Annotated in this window: 12 protein-coding genes; 5 read left to right on the top strand and 7 right to left on the bottom strand. The window is 71.4% G+C overall.

All coding sequences use genetic code 11. The annotated features are described in order from the left end of the window. The first annotated feature begins 2 nt into the window (after positions 1-2). A complete protein-coding gene (locus tag QSK10_RS02675) occupies positions 3-1,376 on the top strand; it encodes a glycosyltransferase family 87 protein (protein WP_285660957.1) in 1,374 nt (457 codons plus the stop codon). On the opposite strand, the gene mptB is transcribed toward QSK10_RS02675, so the two are convergent. Beyond that, positions 1,332-2,735: a polyprenol phosphomannose-dependent alpha 1,6 mannosyltransferase MptB gene (gene mptB / locus QSK10_RS02670; protein WP_285660956.1), complete on the bottom strand. Its 1,404-nt coding sequence runs from the start codon at positions 2,733-2,735 to the stop codon at positions 1,332-1,334. The two genes, QSK10_RS02675 and mptB, sit on opposite strands and share 45 nt — an antisense overlap. 156 nt (positions 2,736-2,891) lie before the next feature. On the opposite strand from mptB, the gene QSK10_RS02665 reads away from it, so the two are divergent. From QSK10_RS02665 to QSK10_RS02655, 3 genes are read left to right on the top strand one after another with little or no spacing between them, the layout of a single operon-like run. Then, complete coding sequence (locus QSK10_RS02665) at positions 2,892-3,470, top strand: TetR family transcriptional regulator (protein WP_285660955.1); 579 nt, start codon at positions 2,892-2,894, stop codon at positions 3,468-3,470. Next, positions 3,470-4,000 (top strand): dihydrofolate reductase family protein, encoded by a 531-nt coding sequence (locus tag QSK10_RS02660; protein ID WP_285660954.1) that lies wholly within the window; start codon positions 3,470-3,472, stop codon positions 3,998-4,000. The genes QSK10_RS02665 and QSK10_RS02660 overlap by 1 nt, the downstream gene beginning before the upstream one ends. Positions 4,001-4,060: 60 nt before the next feature. Continuing rightward, on the top strand, positions 4,061-5,113 hold the full coding sequence (locus tag QSK10_RS02655; protein ID WP_285660953.1) for a glycerophosphodiester phosphodiesterase family protein: 1,053 nt from the start codon (positions 4,061-4,063) through the stop codon (positions 5,111-5,113). Here QSK10_RS02655 and QSK10_RS02650 read toward each other — a convergent pair. The 3 genes from QSK10_RS02650 to glnA form a co-directional block, all read right to left on the bottom strand. Then, positions 5,110-6,645: a hypothetical protein gene (locus QSK10_RS02650; protein WP_285660952.1), complete on the bottom strand. Its 1,536-nt coding sequence runs from the start codon at positions 6,643-6,645 to the stop codon at positions 5,110-5,112. The two genes, QSK10_RS02655 and QSK10_RS02650, sit on opposite strands and share 4 nt — an antisense overlap. A 103-nt stretch (positions 6,646-6,748) precedes the next feature. Then, positions 6,749-7,720, bottom strand: a complete 972-nt coding sequence (locus tag QSK10_RS02645; RefSeq protein WP_285660951.1) for an NAD(P)H-dependent flavin oxidoreductase — start codon at positions 7,718-7,720, stop codon at positions 6,749-6,751. Positions 7,721-7,819: 99 nt separating this feature from the next. Then, positions 7,820-9,244 carry a type I glutamate--ammonia ligase gene (glnA, locus tag QSK10_RS02640; protein ID WP_285660950.1) on the bottom strand — a complete coding sequence of 475 codons (1,425 nt, stop codon included), beginning with the start codon at positions 9,242-9,244 and terminating at the stop codon, positions 7,820-7,822. Between the two features lie 224 nt (positions 9,245-9,468). Here glnA and QSK10_RS02635 point away from each other — a divergent pair, with 224 nt between their 5' ends. Beyond that, entirely contained in the window at positions 9,469-9,771 is a 303-nt protein-coding gene (locus QSK10_RS02635; protein WP_432705313.1) for an RDD family protein, read from the top strand. 45 nt (positions 9,772-9,816) lie between these two features. Here QSK10_RS02635 and QSK10_RS02630 read toward each other — a convergent pair whose 3' ends face one another. The 3 genes from QSK10_RS02630 to lipA form a co-directional block, all read right to left on the bottom strand. Further along, a complete protein-coding gene (locus QSK10_RS02630) occupies positions 9,817-10,248 on the bottom strand; it encodes a Fur family transcriptional regulator (RefSeq protein WP_285660948.1) in 432 nt (143 codons plus the stop codon). A 198-nt stretch (positions 10,249-10,446) separates the two neighbouring features. Continuing rightward, complete coding sequence (locus tag QSK10_RS02625) at positions 10,447-11,139, bottom strand: DUF4191 domain-containing protein (RefSeq protein WP_285660947.1); 693 nt, start codon at positions 11,137-11,139, stop codon at positions 10,447-10,449. Positions 11,140-11,166: 27 nt separating this feature from the next. Beyond that, positions 11,167-12,069 carry a lipoyl synthase gene (gene lipA, locus QSK10_RS02620; protein WP_285662901.1) on the bottom strand — a complete coding sequence of 301 codons (903 nt, stop codon included), beginning with the start codon at positions 12,067-12,069 and terminating at the stop codon, positions 11,167-11,169. Positions 12,070-12,101: the final 32 nt, after the last annotated feature.

The following is a 12,101-nucleotide window of genomic DNA, read 5'->3' as shown; positions in this document are numbered from 1 at the left end:
GCATGAGCTCGCCCGTCCGGACCGAAGCGCACAGAGAGACCACATTGGACACCACCACGAAGGCCGCGCCCACCGGCCCGCGCGCGTTCCTGCGCCGCAAGGGCACGGTGACGGCTCTCCGCATCGCATTGATCGTGCTGCTGATGGCGGCGGTGTGGATCCTGGCCGACAAGTTCGGTGAGCATCACCGGCTCTTCGACTTCCGGATCTACCGCAAGGCGGTCCTGTTCTGGCTGGACGGGGACAACATCCTCTACAACTACTCCCAGCCCGACAAGATCAACTTCAACCTGGGCTTCACCTACCCGCCCTTCGCCGCGCTGATCATGATCCCGCTGGCGATCCTGCCCTACGGGCTGGCGAAGTGGATGCACCTGACGCTGATGTCGGCGGCCCTGGCCTTCATGTGCTACTGGGTGGCCACGCCCCTGGCCCGGCGCTTCAAGCAGCCCGCCTGGTTCGTGTGCGGCATCGCCGTCCCCCTGGCCTTCGCGCTGGAACCGATCCGGGAGTCCCTCAGCTTCGGCCAGATCAACCACGAGCTGGCCATCCTCATCATCGGCGACCTGCTCTTCCTGGTCCGCCGCGGCTCCAAATGGGGCGGCGTCGGCGTCGGCCTGGCCACCGCCATCAAGCTGACCCCCGGCATCTTCATCGTCTACCTCCTGGTCACCAAGCGCTGGCGGGCCGCGATCACCTCGATGTTCGCCGCGATCATCGCCACCGTCCTGGCCGCCGGCTTCGACCTGCGCTCCTCGGCCAAGTTCTGGCTCACCACCTTCTGGGACTCCGGGCGCGTCGGCATCCTCGACCAGACCTCGAACACCTCTATCAACGGGATCCTGCTGCGCTGGTTCAACGAACGCGACCCGAACTACCCCAAGGCCGTCTTCGTCCTCGGCGTCGTCCTGGTCATCGGCTTCGGCCTGTGGCGGGCGGTGCGCGCCCACAAGGCCGGGGACGAGATCTGCGCGATGACCATCGTGGGCCTGGTCGGCGTCATGGTCAGCCCCGTGTCGTGGATCCACCACAACTTCTGGATCGTGCCCGCCCTGGTCGTGCTCGCCGACGTGGCGCTGCGCTCGGGCCTGTGGACCAAGCGGTTCTGGGCGTGGACGGGCATGTTCCTGCTGATCTACCTGCCCTTCGCGCTGACCATGAGCCTGCGGTACTCCGAGGTCACCACCAAGCACTGGCTGCACGGCCCGTGGTGGTGGCTGGGGGAGAACTCCTACGTCCTGCTGTCGGTGCTGCTGATCGTCATGCTGCCGATCCGCGCCGGGACCGACGAGGTCGACCTGGCGCGCGGCAACTTCTGGCCCCGGTGGCCGCTATGGCTGGCGCGCCTTCCTCAGCGACGTGCCAAGGCGGCGTAGGCCGTACACGGCGGCGGCGATGACGAGCCCGCTCATCGCCACCGCCCCCACCAGCTTGGTGCGCAGGGCGAGGTTGTCGCCGTCGGGGACGGTCAGGAACGGCAGCCCGACCGCGGCCACGCGCGCCGGGGTCCAGTCGGGCATGGTGACCGCGATGACGGCCATCGGCCACAGTGCGTACCAGGGATGGAACACCGGCGAGAAGGCCAGCACCGCCAGCAGCGCGTAGGCCAGGTACCGCAGCGGGTTTCCGTGCTTGAGCGCGCGCAGCCAGATCCACACCAGCGAGACCGCCAGGGCCACCCAGCCGAGCAGGCGGCACACCTCGATCGCGCCGGTGGTCACGTCGTGCCCGAGGGCCTTGGACAGCGCGCCGACGGCCATGCCGAGCGCGGTGGGCGGCGCCGTCCACTGCACCGAGTCGCCCGAGGAGGCCAGGCCCCGCAGCCAGCCGAAGCCCAGGCCGCTGGCGAGGGTGATGACGCCGAAGGCGACGAGGGTCCCGGCGAGCGCGGCGGCGGTCCGGGTGAGGAACTCGCGGACGCTCCGCTCGCGCATGAGCATGAGGACGGCGAAGGGCAGCGCGATCCCGGCGGTGGCCTTGACCGCGATGGCGGCCCCGAGCAGCCCGCCGGCCAGGAGTCCCCGCCGTTTCTGGGCGGCGACGAGCCCGGCGAGTGCCAGGCCTATCATCACCGCGTCGTTATGCCCGCCGGACACCAGGTGGATCACCAGCAGCGGGCTGGCCAGGCCGAGCCAGATCGCGCGCGTGGGGTCGGTGCCGGCCGCGCGGGCCAGCGCCGGGATGGCCCAGGCCATCAGGACCACGCCGAAGACGGCGGCGATGCGCAGCGCGAGCAGCGCCGTCCACAGGCTGCTCCCGGCGATGACGATGGCCAGGCCCGCCATGAGCACCCAGATCGGGCCGTAGGGCGCGGTGGTCTTCTGCCAGCCGAGCGACATCGAGCTCAGCCACGGGCACGGCAGCGCGTTCGAGCCGACCTCGTAGGGGTTGAGGCCCCCGCGCAGGGTGGCGCCCTGGCAGGCGTAGGCGTAGATGTCGCGGCTGGCCAGCGGTGGCGCGATGAGCAGCGGCGCCGCCCACAGCGCGGCGGTCCACAGTGCGCTCTTGACCGTCAGGTCGAGCTTGCGGATCTGCCACCAGGCGTAGCCCAGCGCGATCAGGCCCACCGCCCAGAGCACGACGCCGGTGGCCGACTCGGGTTTGGCCAGCGCCTTGAAGATGTTGGACCGCAGGTCGGTGTGCGGCCTGGCGCCGCCGAGCCAGGCCCCGGCCGCGAGGAAGAGGCCGCCGGCCAGTCCGATGTAGGTGATCAAAAGGCGCCGCACGCGGCTCATGGTCGCACGCGGAGGTGGAGGGGATGACGTGGACCGGGAAGCCGGCGAACGGCGACTCCGCGGAGAGCCGCCGAGCCGGTCCCCGATCCCCGCCACCGATAGTAAATGAACCGCCATTTATTAACGTGCTAGAGTCGATCACCGAAGGAGGGACACATGCCACGACCCCGCGCCACCAGCGACGCCGACCTGCTCGCCGCCACCGCGCGCGCCATCGGCCGCCACGGCCCCACCCGCCTGACCCTCGCCCTCGTCGGCGCCGAGGCCGGAGTCGCCGCCGCCACCCTGTCCCAGCGCTTCGGCTCCAAACGCGGCCTGCTCCTCGCCTTCGCCGCCGACGCCGCCGCCCGCGCCGCCGAACCCTACGAACGCGCCCGCCGAGCACACGCCTCACCGCTGGCCGCGCTGCACGCCGTCGCCGCCGAGATCGCCGCCCACATGAACACCCCCGAGGAGATGGCCAACCAGCTGGGCATGCTCCAGCTCGACCTCTCCGACCCGGACTTCCGCGTCCACGCCGCCGCGCACGCCCGCGCGGTCGGCGAGGCCCTGACCGGCCTGCTCGCCGAGGCCGTCGAGGGCGGCGAGCTGCCGCCGGGCACCGACGTCCCGCGCCTGGCGCGCGCGGTCCAGATCACCACCGACGGCTCACTACTGCGGTGGGCGCTGACCGGCGAGGGCGACCCCGCCGCACAACTGCACGACGACATCGATCACCTTCTGTGGAGGAACTGATGGCCTTTTCCACGACCGTCTTCATCGGCACCAGCCTCGACGGCTACATCGCACGTCTCGACGACGACATCACCTGGCTCACCGAGCGCGGTGAGCAGGCCGGGGACCTCGGCTTCTTCGCGTTCCTGGAGTCGGTGGACGCCGTGGTCATGGGCCGCAACACCTACGACACCGTGGTCGGCTTCGGCGAGGAGAACTGGCACTACGGCGACCGCCACGTCGCCGTCCTGAGCACCACGATGCCCGCGGACGCCGACCCGCGCGTGACCGTCCACCGCGACCTGGACGCCCTGATCGCCGACCTGGACGCGCGGGGCGTGGAGCACGTGTACCCCGACGGCGGGCGGCTGATCCAGGGCTTCATCGCCGCCGGGCGCGTCGACCGCTTCGTCATCAGCGTGGCACCGGTCCTCATCGGTTCCGGACGGCGGCTCTTCGGCGACCTGGCCGCCGACGTCCCGCTGCGCCTGGACTCGGCCACCGAGGCCGGTGGCGGGTTCGCGCAGCTGCGGTACTCGGTGGAGAAGTAGCACCCGCAAGATCGCCGAGGCGACACCCGGCGTTCACTCCCGTCCGGGATGGTGTCGCCCATGAAGCCCATTCGCCTCACCATCGCCGCCGTCCTGGGCGCGGCCGCGGTTCTCGCCGCGGCCGTCCCGGCCTCGGCGCACCCGCACCACAAGCGGGACTTCGACCTCCAGGCCCACCGGGGCGGGATCGGTCTCGTCGTGGAGAACACCATCTCGTCGTTCTCCAACGCGCTGGAGCTGGGCGTCACGACGCTCGAACTCGACGTCCAGATCACCGAGGACGGCCGGGCCGTGGTCACCCACGACCGGAAGGTCACCGGCGCGAAGTGCCTGGACACCGCCCCGGCCGTGCCGGGCGATCCGGAGTTCCCCTACGTCGGCAAGTACATCAAGACCCTCACCCTGGCCCAGGTGAAGACCCTCGACTGCGGATCCCTGGCGCAGCCGTCCTTCCCCGGCCAGGAGACGCACCCCGGCGAGCGCATGCCGACCCTGCGGGAGGTCTTCGACCTCGTCCACCGCTACCGGGCGAACAAGGTCATGCTGAACGTGGAGACCAAGGTCGAGGCGGGCGCGCCCGAGCAGACCGCCCCGCGCGAGCAGTTCGTCCAGGTCACCGCCGCCGAGGTCCGCCGCGCGGGCCTGCTGCGGCAGGTCACCGTCCAGAGCTTCGACTGGGGCGCGCTGATGCGCATGGGGCAGGTCGAGCCGCGACTGCCGCTGGTGGCCCTCACCAACTACGACTTCCTGCAGACCGGCAAGCCCGGCGCGTCGCCGTGGCTGGGCGGCATCGACATCGACGACTTCGGCGGCGACCCGATCGCGGCGATCGCGACCTTCGGCGCCGGCGCGTTCTCGCCCGTGCACGGCTTCCCGCAGAACGGGCACGTCGGCGACCCCGGCTACCGCCCCTACGTGACCGCCGAGATGGTCCGCCACGCGCACGCCTACGGCATCAAGGTCGTGCCGTGGACCGTCGATGACGAGGCGACCATGCGCAAGCTCATCGACGACGGCGTCGACGGCATCATCACCGACTACCCGGACGTGCTGCGCTCGGTGATGGCCGACTACGGGTTCAAGCTCCCGAAGAAGTACCACCGGCACCACTAGGCCACCGTGTACCGGCCCGGTCCGGACACGGTGACGACGGTCCAGGCGCCCTGCGTTCGCCATCGCGGGGCGCCCGGGCCGTCGACGCTCAGCCAGCGCAGGGGCCGCACGCGCACCAGGTAGTCACCGGCGGCGGGCGCGTCGAAGACGACCCCGGCGGCGGTGGACGAGACCAGCGTCGCCGGCGCGGCCACCAGCGGGGCCGGGTCGGCCACGGCGTAGAGCGTCCAGTGCGCGTCGCTCCAGACCGGCGTCAGGTACGGCAGGCCGCCCGCGATGAGCGCGGCCTCCGGGCGTCCCACCCACGAGAAGGACGTGTCGGGGACGGCCACGTACGACACGCCCGCGTCGAGCAGCCAGGCGCGGTAGGAGTCCGGGGTGAGCGCGACGCCGGTGCCGCCGCGTCCGGGCGTGGTGGCGAAGAACAGCGGGTTCCGCGCGATGTCGAGCTGCCGCAGCCAGCCGCGGGCGAGGGGGACGTCCACGTAGGCCGCCTCCCAGTAGTCGCGCGTCGGGGGGATCTCGATGCGCCCGACCGGTCCCCGCCGCGCCAGCTCGGCCAGCAGCGGCGCGTAGTACCCGCGCGAGGCCGAGGTGTTCCCCGCGTCCTTCACGTCGCCGATGTTCACCGGAGGCAGCCACCACGCCACCGCCACGAGCGCGACCGTGAGGACCAGTGCCTTACCCCGGCGCGGCAGCGGGGTGATCGCGGCCAGCACCGGCAGCGCGAACAGCACCGTCAGGCGCATCGCGTTGGCGCCGACGGGCGTCTTGAGCAGGTAGGACAGCGTCAGCCCCACCGCGACCGCCACCGCGCCGGCCAGGACTTCCCGCCGCTTCGCGAACCATCCGGCCACCGCGACCAGCAGCGTGACGCTGAGGGCGCGCCAGAAGTCGTCCGGCGAGAAGTTCATCCACCCCCCGTCCCCGAACAGGACGGTCATCACCCCCATCGGCACCGCCGCCGCGACGCCCACCACCAGCACCGCCCGCCACCGCACCGCCAGCAACGCCACCGCCGCGACGCCCACCACCAGCGCCGCCACCGGGCTCGTCGCCCCCGCCAGCACCGCCGCCGCGGCCGCCCACGGCAGCCCCCGCCGGTGGGTGAGCGCGAACAGCGCCGCCAGCGCGAAGGCCACGCCGAGGGCGAAGGTGACCCGCCCCGAGACCAGGTTCCCCGCCATCGTCACCGCGCCCAGCAGCCCGCCCAGGAGCGGCCGCGCCACCCCGCACCGCGCGAACAACGCGGCCAGCAGACCCGCCGAGGCCGTCGCCGCGATGACGCCGGTGGCAGTGACGCCCAGCAGCGCCATCACCGGCGGCGAGACCAGGCTGTACCCGAGCGGCTGCGCCCCGCCGTACCAGGCGAAGTCGATGAGCGCGAAACCGTGCGCGGCGAAGAACGACGCGTGCGCCTCCTGCGCGGAGGTGTCGGTGCCCATCGTCGGCGCGAAGGCCCACACGAGCGAGAGGACGAGGGCCGCGGCGCCGGAGAGCGGGACCGGGGTCAGGAGGCTACGGGTGCGCATCGGTTGACATGGTCGCACGCGAGCCGGGGATGAGCCGACGCGAGCGACACCGAAGCGTGGCCCGGCCCCGGGCGGTCCCACGACCCGCTCGCGTCGCGCCACCTCACCCCCGCGCCGCCCTCCCCATCTCCTCCACCGCGCGTACCGCCGTCACCGCCTCGGCCGCCAGCCGCTCGGTCAGCTCCTCCGCACCCGGCAGGTCGCGGATCAGGTCCACCGACTCGCCCGCCCACTGCGGCAGCGCCGGGAGCTCGCCGCTCGCCACGCCCTCGTCGTACGCGCGGCGCGCCCCGGCGTCGGCGGCCAGCTCCTCCTCGCGCCCGCGCCACTCGTCCAGGAACCGGTGGGCGAGGGTGCGTGCGGTGTACCGGGACGGCCACGCCGAGCCGCGCGCGATGTCCAGGACGCGGTTGCGCTCGGTCCGCTCACCCGCCGCCGCCACGATCGCCTTGGCCGTCGACTCGGGCACCAGCGCCTCGGCGGTGGCCTGGTAGCGGGTTCCGATGAGCGCGCCGGACGCCCCGAGCGCCAGCGCCGCCGCCACCCCGCGCCCGTCGCCGATGCCGCCGGCGGCGAGCACGGGCGTGGGCGCGACGAGGTCGGCGACGGCGGGCACGAACGGCAGGGTGGACCGTCCGCGGCGCGCGCCGTGCCCGCCGCTCTCGGTGCCCTGCGCGACGATCAGGTCGGCCCCGGCGTCCACCGCCCGGCGGGCCTCGTCGAGGTCGGTGACCTGCACGATGAGCGGGATCCGGGCCTCGCGCACGTGCCGGGCGTGGGGGAGCGGGTCGCCGAAGGAGAGCATGACCGCGTGCGGGCGGTGCTCCAGCGCGCGGGCCACGGCGCCGTCGCCGAGGGTCCAGGTGAGGAAGCCGATGCCCCACGGCAGCCCGGTGACCAGCGGCACCTCGCGGGCCAGCCACGCCGGGTCGCCGTCACCGGCGCCGAGCAGGCCCAGTCCGCCGCCGCGGGAGACGGCCGCGGCGAGCGCGCCGCCCGCCGAGCCGCCCATCGGTGCCAGGGCGATGGGGTGCCGGACGCCGAACATGCGCGTGAAGGGAGTCGAGAAGCTCATGCCCGCCATCGTGCCCCGGACACGACGAAGGCCCCACCGTCGTGCCACGGCGGGGCCTCCCTCAGACGCGTAGGCGGGGGCGCTTACACGTCGAAGTCCCTATACGTCGAAGTACAGAGCGAACTCGTGCGGGGTGGGCCGCAGGCGGATCGGGTCCACCTCGTTCTCCCGCTTCCAGCCGACCCAGGTCTCGATCAGGTCGGGGGTGAAGACGCCGCCTTCGAGGAGGTAGTCGTGGTCGGCCTCCAGCGCGTTCAGGACCTCCGGCAGCGAGCCGGGGACCTGGGTGACCTCGCCGAACTCCTCGGGCGGGAGCTCGTAGAGGTCCTTGTCGACCGGCGCCGGGGGCTCGGTCTTGTTCTTGATGCCGTCGAGGCCGGCCATCAGCATCGCCGAGAAGGCCAGGTACGGGTTGGACGACGGGTCCGGCACGCGGAACTCGACGCGCTTGGCCTTCGGGTTCGAGCCGGTCACCGGGATGCGGGTGCAGGCCGAGCGGTTGCGCTGCGAGTAGACGAGGTTCACGGGGGCCTCGTAGCCGGGCACCAGGCGGCGGTAGGAGTTCACCGTCGGGTTGGTGAAGGCCAGCAGCGACGGGGCGTGGGCGAGCAGGCCGCCGATGTAGTAGCGGGCCATGTCCGACAGCCCGGCGTAGCCGGTCTCGTCGTAGAACAGGGGCTCGCCGCCCAGCCACAGGCTCTGGTGGGTGTGCATGCCGGAGCCGTTGTCGCCGAAGAGCGGCTTGGGCATGAAGGTCGCGGTCTTGCCGGCCGCCCAGGCGGTGTTCTTCACGATGTACTTGAACAGCTGCATCTGGTCGCCGGAGTGCAGCAGCGTGGAGAACTTGTAGTTGATCTCGGCCTGACCGGCGGTGCCGACCTCGTGGTGGGAGCGCTCGACCTCCAGGCCCACGTTCAGCAGCTCGCGGACGATGCCGTCGCGCAGGTCGGCGAAGTGGTCGACGGGCGGGACGGGGAAGTAGCCGCCCTTGACCTTCGGCTTGTAGCCGCGGTTGCCGCCCTCCTCCTCGCGACCGGAGTTCCAGGCGCCTTCCTGCGAGTCGATGTAGTAGAAGCCGTGCTGGACGTCGGTGTCGTAGCGGATGGAGTCGAAGATGTAGAACTCCGCCTCGGCCCCGAAGTACGCCTTGTCGGCGAAGCCGACCGACGCCAGGTACTGCTCGGCCTTCTTCGCCACGTTGCGCGGGTCGCGGCTGTAGGCCTCGCGCGTGAACGGGTCGTGGATGAAGAAGTTGATCGCGATGGTCTTCTGCGCCCGGAACGGGTCCACGAACGCCGAGGTGACGTCGGGGAGGAGCAGCATGTCCGACTCGTGGATCGCCTGGAACCCGCGGATGGACGAGCCGTCGAAGGCCAGGCCGTCGGTGAAGACGTCGGCGCCGAAGGCCTCGACCGGCACGTTGAAGTGCTGCATGACGCCGGGCAGGTCGCAGAAACGCACGTCGATGAACCGGACGTCGTTGTCGCGGATGTAGCGGAACAGCTCGTCGGGGTTGGCGAACACGATGGGTCCTCCGTCGCGGGGAGAGCGCTGGCTTCGACGACGAAGGTATGGCGGCGCTATTGCCCGCCCGTGTCCCTCTTGTTTCGGCCGTGTTACGCGCCACCGGGCGTGCCGTTCACCCGGTCACGCACACCCGGTACCCTCGGTCCGTGGCGACCACGAGCGGTGAGAAGACGGCCGGCGAGACCCGTCCGGCGACCTTCGGCGAGCGTTTCCTGGCGCTGCTGGTCGACTGGGTCCTGTGCCTGCTGCTGGCCGCGGCGGTCATGCCCAAGCCCTACGGCAACCTGTGGGCCTCGGCCTTCCTGGTGCTGGAGTACGGGGTGTTCATCGGTTTCTTCGCGCAGACCCCCGGCATGCGGGTGGCGAAGATCCGCTGCGTGCGCGTCACCGACGGCGGCCGCATCGGCGTGTGGCGCGCGCTGGTGCGCGGCGCCCTGGTGGCCCTGGTGATCCCGGCGCTGATCATGGACCGCGACCGGCGCGGCATCCAGGACAAGGCCGCCGAGTCGATCGTCCTGCGCTAGACCGGTTCCCGCTGGTTCACCGTCGCGGCCAGTCCCGCCACGGTGCTAGTTGACGGTCGCGGCCGGTCCGGCCTTTTGGCAATCCGCGCACAGCCCCCAGTAGGTGACCTCGGCCTCGTCGATGAGGTACCCGTGGTCGGGGGAGCCCTCCAGGCACGGCGCGGAGCCGACCGCGCAGTCGATGTCCTCCACGTGCCCGCACTGGCGGCAGACGGCGTGGTGGTGGTTGTCGCCGGTGCGCGCCTCGAAGCGGGCGACGTGCCCGGCGGGTTCGATGCGGCGGGCCAGCCCGGCGGCGGTGAGGGTGGCCAGGACGTCGTAGGCGGCCTGGGTGGACAGGGAGCCGACCTTCGGGCGGGCCCTGGTGATGATCTCGTCCACGCCCGGGTGGCCGCCTTCGGCGAGGACGTCGAGGACGGCGAGCCGCTGCTTGGTGACCCGCAGGCCCTTGCCGCGGAGAAGGGGTTCGCCGTTCATGTGTTCAACCCTCGCATCCAGAATGGAACCGATCAAGAAAAGCATAAGGTGACGGTGCTCATGCCCTCGGTGCCGGGCCGTGCTCCGGGTCTCGCGGTTGCTCCACCGTAGTGGACGCGACGGAAAGCGGAGATGTCACTTCGGATACAAAAAGCCGCCGCGCCCGGGGTTCGGACGCGGCGGCTGGCGCGGGCTGGATCAGCGTCCGCGCATCGCCTTGTGCATGCCCTTCGGGGGCCGCATGTTGCCGGGGATCGGGCCCTTCGGGATGGGCGCCGAGCGGGCGGAGATGGCCTCCAGGCGCTTGATCAGCCCGGCCACCTCCTTGGAGGTGATGACCTTCGGGAGCTTGGTCATCGTCGTGCGCAGCTTGCGCACCGACAGCTGACCCTCCTCCTCGCCGATGATGTAGGCGTGGACGGGGGCGTCGCCCACGATGCGCGACAGCCGCTTCTTCTCCTGGGCGATCATGCTCTTCAGGCGGCCGGGGCTGCCCTCGGCGAGCAGGACCACGCCGGAGCGGCTGATCGCGCGGTGGACCATGTCCTGGTGGGTGTTCACCTGGACGGCGGGCGTGGTCGTCCAGCCGCGCAGGATGTCCAGGAGCGCCAGGGCCGCGCCGGGCTTGCCGACGGCCTCGTTCATCACCGCGGTGTTGACCCGCAGGTTCAGCACGATCATGGCGGCCAAAAGGGACGCCATGACCCCGACGGGGATGATCCACCAGCCGATGTCGAAGAAGCCGACGAGGAAGGCGACGATGATCAGCGGAGCCAGGACGGCGGCGATCACCAGGGGAATGAACGCCTTGTCCCGCTTCGCGGTGAAAGTGAACGCCTGGCCGATCTGTTTGATCCGCTGGCCGAAGGAAACCTTCTCGGGCTCTGCCATAACGTCAAGCTTAAATGTAGGCGCGCGTCACACCGGCTGCCGGGCGTCCAAAGCCTGCCGGTAGAGACGCCCGGCACGGTACGAGGAACGCACCAGCGGGCCGCTCATGACACCGGCGAAGCCGATCGCCTCGGCCTCGGCGGCCAGCTCGACGAACTCCTCGGGCTTGACCCAGCGCTCGACCGGGTGGTGGCGCGGGGACGGGCGCAGGTACTGGGTGATGGTGATGATCTCGCAGCCGGCGGCGTGCAGGTCCTTGAGGGCCTGCGAGATCTCCTCGCGCTCCTCGCCCATGCCCAGGATCAGGTTGGACTTGGTGACCAGCCCGGCCTCGCGGGCCTGGGTGATCACCGACAGGGACCGCTCGTAGCGGAAGCCGGGGCGGATGCGCTTGAAGATGCGCGGGACGGTCTCCACGTTGTGCGCGAGGACCTCCGGGCGCGCGCCGAAGACCTCGGCGAGCTGCTCGGGGACGGCGTTGAAGTCGGGGATGAGCAGCTCGACGCCGCAGCCGGGGACCTCGGCGTGGATCTGCCGGACGGTCTCGGCGTAGAGCCAGGCGCCGCCGTCGTCCAGGTCGTCGCGGGCGACGCCGGTGATCGTGGCATAGCGCAGCTCCATCTGCTTGACCGACTCGGCGACCCGGCGGGGCTCGTCGCGGTCGAGCGCCTGGGGCTTGCCGGTGTCGATCTGGCAGAAGTCGCAGCGGCGGGTGCACTGGTCGCCGCCGATGAGGAACGTCGCCTCCCGGTCCTCCCAGCACTCGTAGATGTTGGGACAGCCGGCTTCCTGGCAGACCGTGTGCAGGCCCTCGCGTTTGACCAGCCCGTGCAGCTCGGTGAACTGCGGGCCCATCTTCGCCTTGACCTTGATCCAGGACGGCTTGCGTTCGATCGGCGTCTCCGCGTTGCGCGCTTCGATGCGCAGCATGCGTCGGCCTTCGGGCTGTACGGAGGTCACCG

It is taken from the genome of Actinorhabdospora filicis, from assembly GCF_030269765.1.
GTDB classification, from domain to species: domain Bacteria; phylum Actinomycetota; class Actinomycetes; order Mycobacteriales; family Micromonosporaceae; genus Actinorhabdospora; species Actinorhabdospora filicis.
Note: the sequence above shows the minus strand (reverse complement) of the source record. Positions and strands in the feature narration are given on the sequence as shown.